The 17,423-nt window shown below is 68.5% G+C and carries 20 protein-coding genes; 14 read left to right on the top strand and 6 right to left on the bottom strand.

The window, feature by feature from the left end:
• Positions 1-71 precede the first annotated feature (71 nt).
• The 3 genes from PV646_RS38850 to PV646_RS38840 are packed head-to-tail and all read left to right on the top strand — an operon-like array spanning position 72 to position 3,014.
• Positions 72-1,214, top strand: a complete 1,143-nt coding sequence (locus PV646_RS38850; RefSeq protein ID WP_500347461.1) for a Gfo/Idh/MocA family protein — start codon at positions 72-74, stop codon at positions 1,212-1,214.
• A complete protein-coding gene (locus tag PV646_RS38845) occupies positions 1,207-2,226 on the top strand; it encodes a dihydrodipicolinate synthase family protein (protein ID WP_500347459.1) in 1,020 nt (339 codons plus the stop codon). The genes PV646_RS38850 and PV646_RS38845 overlap by 8 nt, the downstream gene beginning before the upstream one ends.
• Positions 2,208-3,014 carry a sugar phosphate isomerase/epimerase family protein gene (locus PV646_RS38840; protein WP_500347457.1) on the top strand — a complete coding sequence of 269 codons (807 nt, stop codon included), beginning with the start codon at positions 2,208-2,210 and terminating at the stop codon, positions 3,012-3,014. The genes PV646_RS38845 and PV646_RS38840 overlap by 19 nt, the downstream gene beginning before the upstream one ends.
• A 117-nt stretch (positions 3,015-3,131) precedes the next feature.
• Here PV646_RS38840 and PV646_RS38835 read toward each other — a convergent pair whose 3' ends face one another.
• On the bottom strand, positions 3,132-4,166 hold the full coding sequence (locus tag PV646_RS38835; protein WP_500347456.1) for a serine hydrolase: 1,035 nt from the start codon (positions 4,164-4,166) through the stop codon (positions 3,132-3,134).
• A gap of 53 nt (positions 4,167-4,219) precedes the next feature.
• On the opposite strand from PV646_RS38835, the gene PV646_RS38830 reads away from it, so the two are divergent.
• A complete protein-coding gene (locus PV646_RS38830; protein ID WP_500347454.1) occupies positions 4,220-4,900 on the top strand; it encodes an SDR family oxidoreductase in 681 nt (226 codons plus the stop codon).
• Positions 4,901-4,903: 3 nt separating this feature from the next.
• Here the strand turns inward: PV646_RS38830 and PV646_RS38825 are convergent, their stop codons facing one another.
• The 3 genes from PV646_RS38825 to PV646_RS38815 are packed head-to-tail and all read right to left on the bottom strand — an operon-like array spanning position 4,904 to position 7,630.
• A complete protein-coding gene (locus tag PV646_RS38825; protein WP_500347452.1) occupies positions 4,904-5,707 on the bottom strand; it encodes an alpha/beta fold hydrolase in 804 nt (267 codons plus the stop codon).
• A 10-nt stretch (positions 5,708-5,717) separates the two neighbouring features.
• On the bottom strand, positions 5,718-6,149 hold the full coding sequence (locus PV646_RS38820) for a cupin domain-containing protein (RefSeq protein ID WP_500347450.1): 432 nt from the start codon (positions 6,147-6,149) through the stop codon (positions 5,718-5,720).
• On the bottom strand, positions 6,146-7,630 hold the full coding sequence (locus tag PV646_RS38815) for a diguanylate cyclase domain-containing protein (protein WP_500347448.1): 1,485 nt from the start codon (positions 7,628-7,630) through the stop codon (positions 6,146-6,148). The genes PV646_RS38820 and PV646_RS38815 overlap by 4 nt, the downstream gene beginning before the upstream one ends.
• A gap of 136 nt (positions 7,631-7,766) precedes the next feature.
• Here PV646_RS38815 and ruvC point away from each other — a divergent pair, with 136 nt between their 5' ends.
• The 7 genes from ruvC (at position 7,767) to PV646_RS38780 (ending at position 13,984) form a co-directional block, all read left to right on the top strand.
• Entirely contained in the window at positions 7,767-8,333 is a 567-nt protein-coding gene (gene ruvC, locus PV646_RS38810; RefSeq protein WP_500347446.1) for a crossover junction endodeoxyribonuclease RuvC, read from the top strand.
• Positions 8,334-8,363: 30 nt separating this feature from the next.
• On the top strand, positions 8,364-8,945 hold the full coding sequence (gene ruvA, locus PV646_RS38805; protein WP_500347444.1) for a Holliday junction branch migration protein RuvA: 582 nt from the start codon (positions 8,364-8,366) through the stop codon (positions 8,943-8,945).
• Positions 8,945-9,955 carry a Holliday junction branch migration DNA helicase RuvB gene (gene ruvB, locus PV646_RS38800; protein WP_500347442.1) on the top strand — a complete coding sequence of 337 codons (1,011 nt, stop codon included), beginning with the start codon at positions 8,945-8,947 and terminating at the stop codon, positions 9,953-9,955. Before ruvA ends, ruvB begins: the two co-directional genes overlap by 1 nt.
• 102 nt (positions 9,956-10,057) lie before the next feature.
• A complete protein-coding gene (gene yajC / locus PV646_RS38795; protein WP_500347440.1) occupies positions 10,058-10,399 on the top strand; it encodes a preprotein translocase subunit YajC in 342 nt (113 codons plus the stop codon).
• A gap of 189 nt (positions 10,400-10,588) precedes the next feature.
• On the top strand, positions 10,589-12,313 hold the full coding sequence (gene secD, locus PV646_RS38790) for a protein translocase subunit SecD (protein WP_500347438.1): 1,725 nt from the start codon (positions 10,589-10,591) through the stop codon (positions 12,311-12,313).
• Position 12,314: 1 nt separating this feature from the next.
• A complete protein-coding gene (gene secF / locus PV646_RS38785) occupies positions 12,315-13,469 on the top strand; it encodes a protein translocase subunit SecF (protein ID WP_500347436.1) in 1,155 nt (384 codons plus the stop codon).
• Between the two features lie 23 nt (positions 13,470-13,492).
• Complete coding sequence (locus tag PV646_RS38780; protein WP_500347434.1) at positions 13,493-13,984, top strand: adenine phosphoribosyltransferase; 492 nt, start codon at positions 13,493-13,495, stop codon at positions 13,982-13,984.
• A gap of 9 nt (positions 13,985-13,993) precedes the next feature.
• Here PV646_RS38780 and PV646_RS38775 read toward each other — a convergent pair whose 3' ends face one another.
• Both PV646_RS38775 and PV646_RS38770 read right to left on the bottom strand, forming a co-directional pair.
• A complete protein-coding gene (locus tag PV646_RS38775; protein WP_500347433.1) occupies positions 13,994-14,275 on the bottom strand; it encodes a hypothetical protein in 282 nt (93 codons plus the stop codon).
• Between the two features lie 107 nt (positions 14,276-14,382).
• Positions 14,383-14,658 carry a hypothetical protein gene (locus tag PV646_RS38770; protein WP_500347431.1) on the bottom strand — a complete coding sequence of 92 codons (276 nt, stop codon included), beginning with the start codon at positions 14,656-14,658 and terminating at the stop codon, positions 14,383-14,385.
• 303 nt (positions 14,659-14,961) lie between these two features.
• Between PV646_RS38770 and PV646_RS38765 the strand changes: the two genes are divergently transcribed.
• The 3 genes from PV646_RS38765 (at position 14,962) to PV646_RS38755 (ending at position 17,278) form a co-directional block, all read left to right on the top strand.
• Entirely contained in the window at positions 14,962-16,179 is a 1,218-nt protein-coding gene (locus PV646_RS38765) for an HNH endonuclease signature motif containing protein (RefSeq protein WP_500347429.1), read from the top strand.
• A gap of 93 nt (positions 16,180-16,272) precedes the next feature.
• Entirely contained in the window at positions 16,273-17,127 is an 855-nt protein-coding gene (locus PV646_RS38760; RefSeq protein ID WP_500347427.1) for a helix-turn-helix domain-containing protein, read from the top strand.
• On the top strand, positions 17,102-17,278 hold the full coding sequence (locus tag PV646_RS38755; protein ID WP_500347425.1) for a DUF397 domain-containing protein: 177 nt from the start codon (positions 17,102-17,104) through the stop codon (positions 17,276-17,278). The genes PV646_RS38760 and PV646_RS38755 overlap by 26 nt, the downstream gene beginning before the upstream one ends.
• The last annotated feature ends 145 nt before the right edge of the window (positions 17,279-17,423 follow it).

Genomic DNA, 17,423 nt, shown 5'->3' with positions numbered 1-17,423 from the left:
TTGACGTCCGTGAAGCGCCCCGATTAGCGTGGTTGGAAAGCGCTTTCCAGCGCTGCTACCAGGGAGGTGCGATGGCGGTTCGGACCATTGGCGTGGCGGTCAACGGCGTCACCGGGCGGATGGGATATCGCCAGCACCTGGTCCGGTCCCTGCTGCCGTTGCGCGACGAGGGCGTGCGGTTGCGGGACGGGACCGTGCTGAAGGTGGAACCGGTCCTCGTGGGCCGCAACGCCGACAAGCTCAAGGAGATCGCCGAGCGCCACGACCTCGCGCGCTGGACGACGGACCTCGACGGAGCGCTCGCCGACCCGTCGGTCGAGATCTACTTCGACTCGCAGGTCACGTCGAGGCACGTCGAGTCGATCACGAAGGCGCTCGAGGCGGGCAAGCACGTCTACACCGAGAAGCCGGTGTCCGACACGGTCGAGCAGGCGCTGGGACTCGCGCGCCTGGCCGACGAGCGGGGCCTGCGGCACGGCGTGGTGGCGGACAAGCTGTACCTGCCGGGCATCCGCAAGCTCAAGCGGCTGATCGACGGCGGCTTCTTCGGCCGGATCCTCAGCGTGCGCGGCGAGTTCGGCTACTGGGTCTTCGAGGGCGACTGGCAGCCCGCGCAGCGCCCGAGCTGGAACTACCGGGCGCAGGACGGCGGCGGCATCGTCTCGGACATGTTCTGCCACTGGAGTTACCTGCTGCACGACCTGTTCGGCCGCGTCGAGGCCGTCACCGCGAAGGCCGTGACGCACATTCCAACCCGGTGGGACGAGCAGGACAACGCCTACGAGGCGACCGCGGACGACGCCGCGTACGGGATCTTCGAGATCGAGAACGGCGTCATCGCCCAGATCAACTCGTCCTGGTGCGTGCGGGTGCGCCGCGACGAGCTCGTCGAGTTCCAAGTGGACGGCACCGAGGGGAGTGCGGTCGCGGGACTGCGCGAGTGCTTCGTGCAGCCCCGCGCCGTCACGCCGAAACCGGTGTGGAACCCGGACCTGCCGGTCACGCACCCGTTCCGCGACCAGTGGCAGCAGGTGCCGGACAACGAGGACTTCGACAACGGCTTCAAGGTGCAGTGGGCGGAGTTCCTGCGCCACGTCTACGAAGGCGCGCCGTTCCCGCACGACTTCCGCGCGGGCGCACGGGGTGTCGCGCTGGCGGCGGCCGGTCTGCGGTCCTCTTCGGAGGGACGCCGGGTGGAGATCGCCGATGTCTAGCCGCATCGTGTTCGCCGCGGCACACGTGGTGGCGAAGGACGAGCGGACCGTGGACTGGGACGCCACTCTGGCGTTCCGGCACCACCTCTGGTCGCACGGCCTGGGTGTCGCCGAGGCCATGGACACCGCACAACGAGGCATGGGCCTCGACTGGCCGACGGCCGCCGAGCTCATCCGCCGCAGCGCCGCCGAGAAGACGGGCAGGATCTGCGCGGGCGTCGCGACCGACCACCTCGACGGCGAACCCGGCCTCGACGCCGTGCTGAACGCCTACCTGGAACAGCTCGACGTCGTCCAGGAGGCCGGCGCCCAGCCGGTGCTCATGTGCTCACGCCAGCTCGCGGCGGCCGCACGGGGCCCGGAGGACTACGAGAAGGTCTACGGCACACTGCTCGACCGCGTCAGCGAACCCGTGGTCCTGCACTGGCTCGGCACCGCGTTCGACCCGAAGCTCGAGGGCTACTGGGGCTCACCCGACATCTCCCTGGCCACCCGGAACTTCCTGGAGATCATCCACTCGCGGCCGGACAAGGTCGACGGTGTGAAGGTCTCGCTGCTCGACGCCGGCCACGAGATCGGGCTGCGGCGCGCGTTGCCGGAGGGCGTCCGCTGCTACACCGGCGACGACTTCAACTACCCGGAGCTGATCGCGGGCGACGCCGAGGGGTACAGCCACGCGCTGCTCGGCATCTTCGACCCGATCGCGCCGGTGGCCGCGAAGGCACTGGCGAAGCTGGACGAGGGCGACACCGAGGAGTTCCACCGCATCATGGCGCCGACGGTTCCGTTGTCCCGCCATCTGTTCAGCGCGCCGACCTACTACTACAAGACGGGCGTCGTGTTCCTGGCGTGGCTCGCCGGGCACCAGGAACGGTTCCAGCTGCTCGGCGGTCTGGAGTCCGCGCGCAGCGTCGAGCACCTGGCCGAGGCGAAACGTCTCGCCGAGATCGCCGGCGTGATCGAACCGGAGTTCGTGGAACGGCGGTGGAGCGAATGGCTCGCCTCTCGCTGAACCAGGCCACGATCAAACGCGCCACGGTCGCCGAAGCCGTCGAGGGCTGTGCGCGGCACGGCATCGAGTCCATCGGGCTGTGGCGCGACCCCGTCGCCGACCACGGCCTCGACCGCACGGCGAAGCTCGTCGCGGACGCCGGGCTGAGGGTGTCGTCGTTGTGCCGTGGCGGGTTCCTCACCGCCGTGGACAACCGGAGCGCCCTGGACGACAACCGCCGCGCGATCGACGAGGCGGCGGCGTTGCGCACCGACACGCTCGTCATGGTCGTCGGGGGAGTGGCGGGTGACAAGGACCTCGTCGGCGCACGTCAGCGCGTCGCCGACGCCATCGCGGAACTCTCCGTGTACGCGGCGCAGGCGGGCGTGGTCCTGGCGCTGGAGCCGATGCACCCGGTGTTCTGCGCGGATCGCGGCGTGCTGTCGACGTTGTCCCAGGCTCTCGACATCGCCGAACGGCACGAGTCGGTCGGTGTCGTCGTGGACGCGCTGCACGTGTGGTGGGACCCCGCCGTGGACGAGCAGATCGCCCGCGCCGGACGGCTCATCGCGTCGTACCAGGTGTGCGACTGGCTCACGCCCGTGCCCGCGGACGTCCTGCTCGGACGCGGGTATCCGGGTGACGGCGACATCGACCTGCCCCGCCTGACCAGGCAGGTCGCGGCGACCGGATACACGAAGGACGTCGAGGTGGAGATCTTCAACGCGGCCATCTGGGCGGCGGACTTCGACGAGGTGATCGAAGAGGTGGCACGCAGGTACCACGACGTTGTGGAACCGGCGCTGTAACCACACCGACGCGGGGAAGCCGGTCGTCGACGGCGGCGACGACCGACCCCGGCGTTGGTACGTGTATAGCTGAGAACCAGCGCTGTTTGGAGCAGATTCGGGAGAAATTCTCCAGAATCAGCCGCCGTTGACGAACCTGTAAACCTTTGCGCGGTGTTTCGGCTTCGTGGTCGTGATCTTGATGACGGCGTCGAACATCGACCGTCCGAGCTCCGCGCGGGCCGCGACGGCCGGGTGCGTGGTGCTGAAGTCCTCGTCGTTCACGGCCTTGTCACCGGAGAACTCGCCCGACGCGAACAACGAGTAGATCAGGATCGCCCGGTTGTCCGCGCTGAACATGATCCCGGCCTCGTTGCGGCCGTCCTCGAACCAGCCGGCCTTCGTGGCCACGCGCAGCCGCTCGTTCGTCGTGAGGTTGAGCCGCACGCCGTCGGTGAAGCTAGCGGTGGCGCGCAGGATGTTCAGCAGGTACGCGGTGGACGCGGCCGAGAGCAGCTGACCATCGACCAGCTTCTGCAGCAACGTGTGCGTCTCGCGCGCCGTCGTGGTGCCGAGGAAGAACCGGTTCGGGTTCGCGACCGGGACGACCTGGGTGTGCACGAAACCCTTGGACCGCAGGATCTCGTTGAGCTCCAGCGCCGGCACGACCAGGCCGCACAGGCGGACCGCGGTGTTGTCCGAAACGGTCAGCAGGTTCGCCAACGCGTGGCCGACGGTGACCTCGCTCGGGTACGCGCCGTCAAGCGCGAAGATGCCGTCGGTGTCCTGGATGACGATCGCGGCCGACACCGTGACCGTCTGGTCGAGCTTGATCAGCCCGCGGTCCACCTTGTCCAGCACGGCGACGGCGACCGCGATCTTGTTGACGCTGTAGGCCTCGACGACCTTGTCGGCGTTCTCGTCCACGGCGGACTTCGTCGTGCCGTCGAGGTCGGCGACCGTGATCAGCGACGACCAGCTGCCGCGCGCCTTGCGAGCCTGCCGCTTGTAGACCTGGGCCACGCGCTTGCGCGACCGGTCGGCCGTCGCCGGCGAGCGTTCGATCTCCACCTCCGCGTCTTCCTGCGCTTGTGCTGCACCGTTGGAGCCGAGCACGGCCGTCGCGGCGGCGACGGTCCCCAGCCCGAACACGGACCTGCGGTTCAAAGTCATGGGCGACATCAAAACAGGCGGCACTGACAGTTCCCTGACTAGGGTTCCGGATCATGGAAAACGTCTTCGTCGTGACCGGCGCTTCCCGCGGAATCGGGGCGGCGACAGCCTCCCTGGCGGCCCAGGCGGGCTATCGCGTGGTCAGGGCCTCACGTTCGGCCGAAGAATCTGTCGGGGATCGCGGCTGGGACGCCCGATGCGATGTTTCTTCCTGGAATTCCGTGCAGGATCTCATGTCCCGTGTGGAATCGCGCTGGGGCCGAATCGACGTCGTCTTCGCCAACGCGGGCGTTTCGGTGGACACGTCGTTCGTCTCTTCGTCGGGTGCGGACCCGTCCGAATGGACGGACATGGTCGTCACGAACGTGTGCGGCCCGGCCTTCACGGCCCGCGCCGCCATGCCCGCGCTGATGCGCGCGGGAGGCCACCTCGTGCTGACCGGCTCCGCCGCCGGCCGAGGCGTCCGCCCCGGCAACCTGTACTCGGCGACGAAGTGGGCGATCACCGGCCTCGCACAGGCGATCCGCGCCGAAGCCGTGGGCACCGGCGTCCGGGTCACCGTGGTGCAGCCGGGCCTCGTCGACACCGACGCCATCCCGCCGTCGCGAGTGGACGACCCGAAGCTGGCACCGGAGGACGTCGGCCGGGCCGTGCTCTACGCCGTGTCCCAGCCATCCACTGTGGACGTGAACGAGATCCTGCTGCGACCCACCGGACAGGCCGCGCACCGATGAGGGTCACGCTCCGCCCAGGAACTCGACCAGCAGCCGGTTGACCTCGTCCGGCCGCTCCAGGTACCCGATGTGCCCGGTGCCCGAGACCTCCGCGTACCGGGCGCCGGGGATCACGTCCGCCACCTCGCGCGACAACCGCGGCGGCAGCACGACGTCGTCGGCGAACCCGATCACCAGCGACCGCACGGCGATGGCGCGGTAGGCCTCCAGGCGTGAGTCGTACTCGGCGAGACCGAGCTGGACGCGTTCGCCCGCGCTGAAACCGGAGCCGGCGAACTCGTACATCTGCAGCCAGTCCCGGGCCACGACCGGGTCGGCCAGCGTCGTCTGCGACAGGTTCCGCACCACCGACGCCGCCGCGTAGAACGGCAGCGGGATCTCGACGCCCTTGTCGTGCAGGTCGCACAGCGCCTGCGACCACGCCTGCTGCACCGGTTCCGGCCGCCCCGCGGTCGCCATCATCACCGCCGACCGCACCAGCGACGGGTGCGCCAGAGCCAGTTCCTGGGTGATGCGGGCGCCCAGCGACGTGCCGATCACGTGCGCCGGGCCACCCAGGTGCTCGATGAGCGCGGCGGTGTCGGCGACCATGTCGTCGAGCGTGAAACCACCGGCGCACTCCGACGACGGCCTGATGCCGCGGTTGTCGAAGTACGCGACGCGATAACCGGCCTTGACCAGCGCGGGCACCTGGTACGTGCGCCAGACCCTGCCGGGACTGGCGGTGCCCATGACGAGCACGACGAGATCGCCGGAACCCTCGGTCTGGACGTTCAGCTCGATGCCGTTGAGCGGGACAAGCGCCATTCCGAAGATCCTAGAACCTGCACAGAGGCCTGATCACCGAAGCGTGGGAGGGATAACGCGCGCACAGGTCGTCCGCGTGCCCGAACTCCACGACGTCATCGGTGTACGGCGGCACGACCACCGTCCCGACCAACGACCAGTCGCCCGCCGGAGTGCTGCCCTGCCACACGCCCGCGGGCACCACGACCTGCGGGTTCGACGCGCTCAGCACCGGCTCGGTGGCCGAACCGTCCGGGTGCAGCAGCACCATCCGCAACGGCGACCCGGCGTGGAAGTGGTAGATCTCCAGGTGCTTCAGCACGTGCATGCCGGAGAAGTCCGGGCGGCGCAACAGGTACGCGATCGCGGACGCCTCCTCCGACCGGTGCGTCTGCGCGAAGTACCCGCCCTCGACGGGGAGTTCCTGCATGCCCAGCGAGGAAATCAACTGCTCAGGGGTCACGTCATCTCCGGAAGCGGTGAACCGTGCACGACGACCATGCCCTTGCCGAGCCGCTTCGCCGTGTACATCGCGGCGTCCGCGGCCCCGAGCACGTCGTCGGCGGTGATCATGGGATCGTACAAGAACCGTTGTGCCACACCGATGCTGGCGTGCACCCGGTGCACCCGGCCGAGCACCTCGTGCGGATGTCCCAGCGCCGTCAGCAGCCGGCCGCCGACCTCGTCGGCGTCGCCGCCGTCGACCAGCACGCCGAACTCGTCGCCGCCGAGCCGCGCCACGACGTCCTCGTCGCGGACGTTGTTCTGCAACCGTGCGGCGACGTTGCGCAGGACGATGTCGCCCTCGGCGTGCCCGTTGTTGTCGTTGACGGCCTTGAAGCCGTCCACGTCGATGAACAGCAGGATCAACGGCCTGGAGCGGTCACGAACCGCCAGCGCGCGCTCCAGCCGTTCGCGGAAGAGCGAGCGGTTCGCGACACCGGTCAACGGGTCGTGCGTCGCCTCGTGCCGTAGCTGTTCACGAGAGACGCGCAGCTGGTCCATCAGCCGGACGTTGTCCATCATCGTGACCAGCTGACGCACGATCACGAGACACATCACCAACAGCCCGACGTAGATCTCGACCGGGTTGAGCCGGCCGCCGGTCGCGGTGTTCCAGATGACGAACAGGCCGGTGATCGCGAGCGGCAGGTACGGCACGAGCAGGTGCAGCATGTCGGCCGTGCGCATGCGTCCGGGCGTGGGGTCGAGGTTGCGCACCGGAGCCAGCGCGCTCAGCAGGAAGAACGCCGGGCACAGCATGAACCCGATGTCCGCGGTCGCCGGGATCGCCGTGTTGCCCTTGGAGATGTAGAACGCGAACACCCAGCCCGACGACGACTGCGCGATACCGGCCAACGCGAGAAAGAGCATCGGCCACTGACGCACGGCCTGATGCGTCCACGACATCACCACGATCGCCACGAGCAGCACGAGGTACGCGGCGGGATGCGCGACGACGGTGGCGAACCCGGGACCCTCCGTGGCCCACGCACGGCTCAGCGACTCGAGCGCCGACACCCACGTCAGCACGAACAGCGACCCGATCACGATCAGCCCGTCGAGCACGACCACCGTGCGGCTGCGGTAGTTCGGCAGCAGGTCGTCGGCACGCCGTTTCTGCGCCTTCACGACGACCGCGGCCAGGCAGAGGACCGGCACCATCGTGAACCCGAGCGGCGCGATCGTCGACGACGGCAGCTGCACGCCCATGATCTGCTGGCCCCAGATCCACGCGGACAGCCCGATCACGAGGCTGATCATCGCCGCGGTCATCCACCGGTCGCGTTTGCCCGCATAGACCACGAGAGCGGCGACGGCGAACAGCAGCTGGACGACCTTGTCGATTGCGATACCGATATCGCGCGGTGCGGTCAGTGCGGTGAGGATGGCGATCGCCATGCAGGTGCCGACGCATCCCGCAACGACCCAGAACCTCTTCACCCGCGACTCCCGTGATCGAAACCCGACCACCGTAGTAACGCCGGAGTGGACTTGTCGAACCGTGTCGGTGCGAGTCACCTATAGGTGCACCGGATATGGTTCGAACTGTTGTTCGTTCGCGATCCGGGGAGCTGTCGTGCGGGTGTTCGGGGTCGACCCCGGTCTGACCAGGTGCGGCTTCGGCGTCGTCGACGGCGGGCCGGGCCGGGTCGTGCGCGCCGTGGCCGTCGACGTCCTCCGCACGCCCGTTGACGCTCCGCTGTCCGTGCGCCTCCATGAGCTGTACGACGGCCTCTGCGTGTGGCTGGACCGTTACGAACCTCAGGTCGTCGCGATCGAACGGGTCTTCGCGCAACACAACGTCCGCACCGCGATGGGGGTCGCGCAGGCATCGGGCGTAGTCGCTCTCGCTGCCGCGCAACGAGGCCTGCCGGTCGAGTTCCACACGCCGTCCGAGGTGAAGGCCGCCGTCACCGGTTCGGGTCGCGCGGACAAGGCGCAGGTGACCGCCATGGTGACGAAGCTGCTCGGCCTGAAGGTCGCGCCGAAGCCGGCCGACGCGGCGGACGCGCTGGCGATCGCGATCTGCCACCACTGGCGCGCGCCGATGCGCAGCCGCCTGGAGGAAGCGCAGGCGAAAGCGGCGGAGTTGGCCCGCGTGCACAAGGCGAAGCTGGCCGAAGCGGCCAGGCGCAGCAACTAACGTCCAGATCGTGAAGTCCGGAGGAACAAGGTGATCTCGTCACTGCGCGGCCAGGTGCAGCACGTCGGCCTCGACCACGCCGTCGTCGAGGTGGGCGGTGTCGGGTTCGCCGTCCAGATGACCCCGACCACCCTCGCCACCCTGCGCCGCGGCGAGGAGGCGAGCCTCGCCACCACCCTGATCGTCCGCGAGGACAGCCTCACCCTGTTCGGGTTCGCCGACGCCGAGGCCCGCGAGCTGTTCGGCCTGCTGCAGACCGTCAGCGGCATCGGCCCGCGGATCGCGCTGGCCACCCTCGCGGTGCTGGAGCCGGACAAGCTGCGCCACGCGCTCGCCGAGGGCAACATCACCGTGCTCACCCAGGTCCCGGGCATCGGCAAGAAGGGCGCCGAACGCCTCATCATCGAGCTGCGCGACAAGGTCGGTCAGCTCGCCGCGCCCACGACGCCCGCGCACAGCCAGACGCGTGACCACGTCGTCGAGGCGCTCCTCGGCCTGGGCTTCCCGGCCAAGTCCGCGGAGTCCACGGTCGACAGCGTGCTGGCCGACAACCCCGAGCAGTCCACGTCCGCCGTCCTGCGCCGGGCGCTCGCGACCTTGGGGCGCAAGTGATGGAGGACGAGCTCAGTCCGTACGTCGCGCCCGCCGAGCGCGACCTCGAGACCAGCCTGCGTCCCGCCGACCTGCACGAGTTCGTCGGCCAGCAGCGCGTCCGCGAACAGCTCGAACTCGTCCTGCACGGTGCCATGCGCCGCGGTGCGGCCCCGGACCACGTCCTGCTCAGCGGCCCTCCCGGCCTGGGCAAGACGTCCCTCGCGATGATCATCGCCAAGGAGCTCGGCGCCGCCATCCGCATCACCAGCGGCCCGGCGCTCGAACGTGCGGGCGACCTCGCGTCGATGCTGTCGAACCTGGTCGAGGGCGACGTCCTGTTCATCGACGAGATCCACCGCATGGCCCGGCCGGCGGAGGAGATGCTCTACCTCGCGATGGAGGACTTCCGCGTCGACGTGATGGTCGGCAAAGGCCCCGGCGCGACCAGCATCCCGCTCGACATCGCGCCGTTCACGCTGGTCGGAGCCACGACCAGGTCCGGCGCGCTCACAGGGCCGCTGCGGGACCGCTTCGGCTTCACCGGCCACATGGAGTTCTACACCGCCGCCGAGCTCGACCTCATCGTGAAGCGCAGCGCGAAGATCCTCGGCGTCGACATCGCCGAGGACGCCGCCATCGAGATCGCCGGCCGGTCCAGGGGCACCCCCCGCATCGCGAACCGATTGCTGCGCCGCGTCCGCGACTTCGCCGAGGTCAGGGCAGACGGCCGCGTGACGGAGGACATCGCGAAGCAGGCCCTGGTCGTCTACGACGTCGACGAACTGGGTCTCGACCGGCTCGACCGCGCGGTGCTGAACGCGCTGGTCAAGAGCTTCAACGGCGGCCCCGTGGGCGTCGCCACCCTCGCGGTCGCGGTCGGTGAGGAACCGACCACCGTGGAAGAGGTGTGCGAACCGTATTTGGTGCGGGCTGGCATGCTGGCCCGGACACCGCGAGGCCGAGTGGCGACGCCGGCAGCGTGGTACCACCTGGGGCTGGAGCCGCCCGCCGGTGATCAACTGTGGTGACCTGGCACAATCGGTGAAAGCACCTGGACATATCGGACGTGCGTCGAGGCATGTCCACCTGATCGGAGAATGATGGGCAACCTTTCGTCTTTGATGTTCCCGTTGCTTCTGGTTCTGCTGGCGGTGCCGCTGTTCCTCAGCGCGCGCAAGCAGAAGCGGGCGATGGCCGAGCAGAAGAACCTGCAGGACTCGCTCGCTCCTGGCGACAAGGTGATGACGACGTCAGGCCTGTACGGCACCGTTGCCGACGCGAGCCACGACACCACCATCGACATCGAGATCTCCGAGGGTGTCGTCACGCGCTGGTTGCGTGCCGCCATTCGCGAGAAGGTCGCCGAGACCGACGAGGCCGTTGTCGAGAAGTCCGATGACGACGTCGAGGAAGAGGTGCCCGCGACCACCGCACAGGTCGCAGAGCCCCTGGACCACAGCGCCAAGAAGTAACGAACTGGCGCGTGACACCTGGAGTTGGCAACTGTGAACACCGCCAACTCCAGGTAGTGACGCGCAGCTCACCTGGCGCGCGTTACGCTGCGCGCTCGTAAACCATCGCTACTAGGAGACGGACGGATCGTGGCACCTCCGGCCGGGCAAATTCGCCCTGCGAAGTATTTGGCGAGTTTTGTCCTCATCGTGGTCGCGCTCTACGCCCTGGTCTTCTTGACCGGGAACGGTTCGGCCAAACCCAAGCTCGGAATCGACCTGCAGGGTGGCACGCTCGTCACACTGACCGCACGTCAGGAAGACGGAGCCCAACCCAGCGAGGAGGCGCTCAACCGCGCACGTGACCTCATCGAGGTCCGCGTGAACGGTCTCGGCGTCTCCGGTGCCGAGGTCGTGCGAGACGGCAACAACCTGGTGATCACGGTCCCGGGCGCGGACAGCGAAGGCGCGAAGGGCCTCGGCCAGACCGCCCGCCTCGCGTTCCGCAAGGTCATCGGCCAGCCGGTCCCGGCCGGTGCCGTGCCGCAGCCCCAGACGAGCACCCCGCCGTCCGGCACCGCGAGCACGCCGCCGTCAGCGCCGACGAGCCAGAGCGCCGGCACGCCGCCGCCCTCGAGCGGTGCCCCGCAGGGCCGCCCCGCGCCGAACCTGGCCGCGCAGCCGTCCAGCGCGCCGCCGTCGAGCAGCACCGCGCCGTCCAGCCCCGCGCCGAGCACGCCGCCCGCCCCCTCCAACATCGACCCGAAGGTCGCGAAGGAGATCCAGGAGGCGAAGGCGCTCCGCCAGGCCACGGACCCGCAGATCCTGCAGCAGGCCGCGCTCATGCTCGACTGCACGAAGGCAGACCCGCTGCGCGGCAACGACGACCTGGACAAGCCTCTCGTCACGTGTGACGAGAAGGGCGAGTTCAAGTACACGCTGGCCCCGGTCAACCCTCCCAAGGAGGACACCCAGACCAAGGCCGACGACTACACGAACTACTCCCGCCTGACCGGTGAGGACATCAGCAACGCCGCCGCGAACAACAACCCGAACGGCACCGGCTACGTCGTCAACCTGGACTTCAAGTCCGAGGGCGGCACGAAGTGGGGCTCGTTCACCGCGGCCAACGTCCAGCAGGCCGTCGCGGTCGTGCTCGACGGCGAGGTCATGTCCGCGCCGACCATCCAGTCGGCCATCTCGGGTGGTTCCACCGAGATCAGCGGCAAGTTCACGCTGAAGGAAGCCCAGAACCTCGCGAACACGCTGAAGTACGGCGCGCTGCCGCTGTCCTTCGACTCGTCCGAGGCGCAGACGGTGTCCCCGACGCTCGGCCTGCAGTCGCTCAAGGCGGGCCTCATCGCCGGCGGCATCGGCCTCGCTCTGGTCTTCGTCTACTGCCTGTTCTACTACCGCCTGCTCGGCATCCTGACGATCCTGTCGCTGGTGCTGTCCGCGGTCGTCATCTACGCGGTGCTGGTCCTGCTCGGCCGCGTCATCGGGTTCACGCTCGACCTCGCCGGCATCGCCGGGTTCATCGTCGCCATCGGTATCACAGCGGACTCGTTCATCGTCTTCTTCGAACGATTGAAGGACGAGGTGCGTGAGGGCCGCACGTTCCGTTCGGCCGTGCCACGCGCATGGGTCCGTTCGCGACGCACGATCCTCTCCGCCGACGCGGTCAGCTTCATCGCCGCCGCCGTGCTGTACGTCATCGCGGTCGGCCAGGTGAAGGGCTTCGCGTTCACCCTGGGCATGTCGACGGTCCTCGACCTCGTGGTCGTGTTCCTCGTGACGCACCCGCTGGTCGCGATCGCGTCGAAGTCCAAGCTCCTGTCCAACTCGAGCCTGTCGGGCCTCGGGGGTGCCGCCCGCGAGGGCGCCGCACACCGCGCGACCACGACCGGCAAGACCACCGCCGTGAAGGAGGCCTGACATGAGCAGCGTGTTCTCGCGCCTTTACGTGGGCAACGGCGCCTTCGACATCGTCGGCAAGCGCGTTCGCTGGTACATCGTCTCCGCCATCATCCTGCTGGTCTGCATCGGCTCGATGGTGTTCAACGGCTTCAACCTCGGCATCGACTTCAAGGGCGGCACCAAGATCTCGCTGCCCTCGGTCTCGGCGAGCGGGCAGCCGATCTCGACGACCGCCGTCGAGGACGCGTACGCCAAGGCCGTCCCCGGCAAGAGGCCGACCGCCGTGCAGGCCGTCGGTTCCGGCGCCAGCGCGTCGATCCAGCTCAAGTCGCCGGCCCTGAACGTCGCCGAGGTCGCGGGCCTCAAGGCGGGCCTGGCACAGGACCTGCAGCCGCAGGGCGGTGCCGGCGCGATCTCCGACAGCGCCGTCTCGGCGTCCTGGGGCGGTGAGATCAGCGGCAAGGCCCTGTGGGCCCTGTTCTGGTTCTTCGTCGCGGTGACGATCTTCCTGGTGTTCTACTTCGAGTGGCAGATGGCCGTCGGCGCGCTCGTCGCCGTGTTCCACGACGTCATCATCACCGCGGGCGTGTACTCGCTCCTGGGCTTCGAGGTGACGCCGGCGACGGTGATCGGTCTGCTCACGATCCTCGGCTTCTCCCTGTACGACACGGTCGTCGTGTTCGACAAGGTCAAGGAGAACACCCGAGGCCTGCTGGGCCTGACCCGCCGCACGTACGCCGAGGCGGCGAACCTGGCGCTGAACCAGACCCTGATGCGCTCGATCAACACCTCGTTGATCGCGTTGCTCCCGGTCGTCGGCCTGCTGGTCGTCGGCGTCGGCATCCTGGGCGTCGGCACGCTGCAGGACCTGGCGCTCGTGCAGCTCGTCGGCATGTTCATCGGCGCCCTGTCCTCGATCTTCCTCGCCACCCCGGTGCTGGTGGACCTGAAGATGCGCGACCAGAAGTACATCGCGCAGGCCAAGCGCGTGGCCGCCCGCCGCGCCAAGGCCGCGGGCCCGCAGGTCGCCGCGGGCATCGAGTCGGTCGACGAGGACGCCCTCGCCGCCGACCTGCGCAAGGAAGAGGCGTACGCCGCCGCCGCGTCGGTGCCCCACCGCACCGCCAAGGCAGGCGACGCCCGCCGCCGTCCGACCGGGAAGCGCCAGCGTTGAAATTGGATCGTGCTCTGGGACTGATGCGTGAAGTCCCGGACTTCCCCCAGCAGGGGGTCGTCTTCCGGGACTTCACGCCGGTTCTCACCGACCCCGACGCCCTGCGCGCCGTGGTCGACGCCCTTCAGGACAAGATCGACGACAGCACCCAGGTGATCGCCGCCATCGAGGCGCGCGGCTTCCTCCTGGGTGCTGCCCTGGGTTACGGCTGGCGCTACGGCGTCGTGCCGTTGCGCAAGCCGGGCAAGCTCCCGGTCGTCGCCGACTCGGTCTCCTACGACCTGGAGTACGGCTCCGCGTCGCTGGAGCTCCCCGCCGGCGCCATCCAGCCCGGCCAGCGCGTGGTCGTGGTGGACGACGTGCTCGCCACCGGAGGCACCGCCGAGGCCGCCTGCAAGCTCGTGGAGCGCGCGGGCGGCATCGTGACGGGTGTGTCGGTGGTGCTGGAGATCGCCGCCCTGGGCGGCCGCTCCAGGCTCGCCGGGCGTGAGGTCAGCGCACTGCTGGCCGTCTAGCCCCGCCGCCTAGCCCGAGACCGGCACCACGAACCTGTAGGCGACCACCACGGTGATCGCATGCAGGAAGAAGTAGATCGGCAGCCCCAGCAGGATCAGGCGCCACGCCTTCATCTCGCCGTGCCCGACCCGCGTCAGGGCGGCGGAGGCACCGAGCCACGGCACCACTCCGAGCGTCGCCGCGAGCACGCCTTCGTCCGTGCCGCCCGTGACGAGGTTGAGCAGGATGATCGCGGCGTACCAGATGCCCGCGAACGCCAGGCAGTGCCAGATCGGCCGGTGTGAGTGCATGGGCTCAGCTTGTCAGCCGACCATCATGCGGAAGACAGCGCCCATGACGCCTCTGGTCGGTGGCCACGGCACGAAGTAGATCAGCAGCGCCACGAGATTCCCGCACGTCAGGCGACCGGCGGCGGTGCCACGATCGCGGCGCCGATGCTGACGAAGACCAGCGTGACCAGCGACGCCGGGGCCGTCACGACCGCGAACTCCCACAGCTTCGGGGCTTTCGCGCGGCGCAGCACCAGCCAGCTGAGCGTCGTCGCGACCACCCAGCCGACCGTGGAGCCGATGATCGACCGCGGATCGATGTAGCTGGGGTCGTCGAGGGCGAGGTACGCCATCGTGCCGAGCCACACGAACGTCATCGCGGCGCACCAGAGCAGAGTCCTCACTCGGCTGAGTCTGTCAGGTGTGCGTGGGTCACCCGCAAAGGCACGGCTTCGCGGAGCCGGCACATGCCCTCCTTCGTCGGGTGTGTGCCGGAACGAAATGTCGTGGTCCTTTTGTCCGCGTGGTTGTGGGGCGTGGTTGGTGTGCTTTATTCGCGTTTTGTTGCGTGCGTGGTTGTTCGTGGTTGCGTTGCCTCTAGAGAGATGTCGCGTAACGGTGCCTATGGCGGTTTGTCCAGTCGGTTCACCCGAACGTGGCAGCTCTGACGTGCTTTTACGGTGTGATCTTGCGGTACTGTCGAACGCATGAGCGAACGAGACTTCCGCCTTCTGGCCACCGACGAGCTGCTTGCCGCAGTCGTCGGGGACGTGGCGGAAATTCGCGTTCTCGAGAATGTGATGATGCGGAAGATCGCCGAGTTGGAACGGCGTGGCGCCGCTGCTGAACTGGGTTATCGGAATGTGGCTCACGTGTTGCGCCATGCCGTGCGGTGGGACCTGAAGACCGCGCGTCAGTGGGTCGCCCGTGCCGAGGCGGTGACGGGGGAGATCACGCCGTCCGGCTCGGTGCTGGAGCCCGAGTTGCCGCTCACCGCCGCCGCGGCGGGAGAGGGCTTGCTCTCCGGTGAACACGTGTCGGTGCTGGCCGAGGTGATGAAGGAGTTGCCGCCCGCGGCGGAGCAGTCCCTCGTCGAGTACGCCCAGGCCCACGAGCCGAGCGCGGTGCGTTCGTTCGGCAAGGAGCTGGCGTACCTGGCCTACCAGCGGGAGGAGGAGCCTCGTGAGCCCGTCGAGGCGCTGCGTCCGGTCAACCGGCTGCGCATGGAGTGGAAGGGCGACCAGCTGGAGATCTCGGCCAGGCTCGGCAAGGAGGCCGGCGTGAAGTTCGAGACGTTGATCGACCCGCTCGCCAAGCCCCGTCCCACCACCCCGGAGGAAGGCGTGGACGCCCGGTCCCGTGCCGAGCGCGAAGGCGACGCGTTCGCCGACCTGATCGACCTCGTGCTGCGCTCCGACCGCCTGCCGGAGCACGGCGGTGAGCCGGTCACGCTCACGTTGACGATGTCCTACGAGGGCCTCGTCAGTCAGACGGGCCTGGCCACGCTCGACACCCGAGCGCGCGTCCCGGCCACGCTGGTGCGGCGCCTCGCCTGCAACGCGGGAGTGATCCCGGTGGTCCTGAGCGGCCGCTCCGAACCGATGGACATAGGCCGCAAGGCCCGGACGTTCCCGGCGTCCATCCGCCGCCTGCTCGTGGCGAGAGACCAGGGCTGCACCTTCCCAGGCTGCGACCGCCCGCCGAAGCACTGCGACGCCCACCACCTCAGATTCTGGTCGGAGGGCGGCGAGACCTCAGTGGACAACGCCGCACTGCTCTGCCGCCACCACCACACCCTGATCCACCACAGCGACTGGGAGGTGAAGCTCCACAATGGAATCCCGACGTTCGTCCCGCCCGCCTGGCTCGACCCCGACCGCATCCCCAGGGTCAACACCGCCGTCCGCCACCACCAGGTCGCCTAGCCCGCCACCAGGCGCGCGACCTGCGCTTAGAGCACCCGTTTTCACCCGAACGAGCTGGTTCGTGGAGGAGGGCCAATGCCTACCGTCGGACGAATGACTGCGATCACCTCCACCGCCTACAGCCGCGACCTGGGCGACGAACTGCGCCGCCTCCGCGAGAAGTTCACCGGCCTGACCGGCCACGCCTTCGCGGAACAACTCGGCTGGGACCCGAGCAAGGTCTCCAACATCGAGAAGGGCAAAGCGCGTGCGAGCGAGATCGACCTCATCCAGTACCTGATGACCTGCGGCCGCGACACCGTCCACTTCGAAACCTTCCGAGACCGCTACCGCTACGCCTTCGACCCGTACGTGCTGGTCGTGCCAGACAACCTGCGCACGCTCGCCCTGGCTGAGGCGCAGGCAATGAAGATCACCAGCTTCGACGGGCTGACCATGCCCGGCCTGGCGCAGACCCCGGAGTACGCCCGTGCCCTGTTGACCGAGGGAGGCAACGAAGCACCCGAGAACGTCGAGAAATACGTGCAACTGCGCATCGATCGGCAGACGATCATGCGGCGGCCCAATCGGCCGGAATGTGTCTTCTACGTGCACGAGCTCGCGCTCCGAATGCGCGTCGGCAGCGCTCAGATCATGGAGGAGCAGTACCTGCGGTTGCTCTTCGAGACGCACTGCCTGCGCATCATCCCCATGTCGGCGGGCATCGCCATCGCGACGAGGTCCGCTCGGCGGCTGTTCCAGTTCGAGAAGCTGGTGCCGGTCGCCTACAGCGAAACAGACCTCGCGAAGGTGTTCGCACACGACGGCAAAGCCATCGCCGGGAGCCGGGAGTTCTTCAAGTGGCTGGATGCCCTGGCGCTCGATGAGGGACAATCGAGGAGCATGCTGACGCACTACATCAGCGGACTCCGAGAGGACCTTCATGATGCTCGACCGGAGCTGGCGTAAGAGCACCTACAGCGGCGACATGGACAGCGGTGCGTGCGTTGAGGTGTCGCTGTCCACTGACGCCCTCGTGCGGGATTCGAAGGCCACCCGGGGTGAAGTTCTGGCCTTCTCGGTCACCGCTTGGCAGGCGTTCGTGAGGCTCGTCGCCTGATCGGCTCAACGGAAGTTTGCGCGGCGTTCACCGTGTGAGCTGTGCCGCTCAGCGCCCCATCGGAAGTTTCGTCAGCGTAAACGCGTTATCCTCGGTACTCGCGAGACCCGAGGAGCGTGGGGTTGAGTCAAGACACCGAACCCGC

The sequence above is a fragment of the Streptomyces sp. ID05-26A genome (assembly GCF_033794685.1).
Classification (GTDB): domain Bacteria; phylum Actinomycetota; class Actinomycetes; order Mycobacteriales; family Pseudonocardiaceae; genus Lentzea.
Note: the sequence above shows the minus strand (reverse complement) of the source record. Positions and strands in the feature narration are given on the sequence as shown.

Excerpts from the sequence above, each read along its gene's own strand:
- PV646_RS38850 (WP_500347461.1), top strand. The coding sequence starts at position 72 with ATGGCGGTTCGGACCATTGGCGTGGCGGTCAACGGCGTCACCGGGCGG.
- PV646_RS38845 (WP_500347459.1), top strand. The coding sequence starts at position 1,207 with ATGTCTAGCCGCATCGTGTTCGCCGCGGCACACGTGGTGGCGAAGGAC.
- PV646_RS38840 (WP_500347457.1), top strand. The coding sequence starts at position 2,208 with ATGGCTCGCCTCTCGCTGAACCAGGCCACGATCAAACGCGCCACGGTC.
- PV646_RS38835 (WP_500347456.1), bottom strand. The coding sequence starts at position 4,166 with ATGACTTTGAACCGCAGGTCCGTGTTCGGGCTGGGGACCGTCGCCGCC.
- PV646_RS38830 (WP_500347454.1), top strand. The coding sequence starts at position 4,220 with ATGGAAAACGTCTTCGTCGTGACCGGCGCTTCCCGCGGAATCGGGGCG.
- PV646_RS38825 (WP_500347452.1), bottom strand. The coding sequence starts at position 5,707 with ATGGCGCTTGTCCCGCTCAACGGCATCGAGCTGAACGTCCAGACCGAG.
- ruvB (WP_500347442.1), top strand. The coding sequence starts at position 8,945 with ATGGAGGACGAGCTCAGTCCGTACGTCGCGCCCGCCGAGCGCGACCTC.
- secF (WP_500347436.1), top strand. The coding sequence starts at position 12,315 with ATGAGCAGCGTGTTCTCGCGCCTTTACGTGGGCAACGGCGCCTTCGAC.
- PV646_RS38780 (WP_500347434.1), top strand. The coding sequence starts at position 13,493 with ATGCGTGAAGTCCCGGACTTCCCCCAGCAGGGGGTCGTCTTCCGGGAC.
- PV646_RS38775 (WP_500347433.1), bottom strand. The coding sequence starts at position 14,275 with ATGCACTCACACCGGCCGATCTGGCACTGCCTGGCGTTCGCGGGCATC.
- PV646_RS38765 (WP_500347429.1), top strand. The coding sequence starts at position 14,962 with ATGAGCGAACGAGACTTCCGCCTTCTGGCCACCGACGAGCTGCTTGCC.
- PV646_RS38760 (WP_500347427.1), top strand. The coding sequence starts at position 16,273 with ATGACTGCGATCACCTCCACCGCCTACAGCCGCGACCTGGGCGACGAA.
- PV646_RS38755 (WP_500347425.1), top strand. The coding sequence starts at position 17,102 with ATGATGCTCGACCGGAGCTGGCGTAAGAGCACCTACAGCGGCGACATG.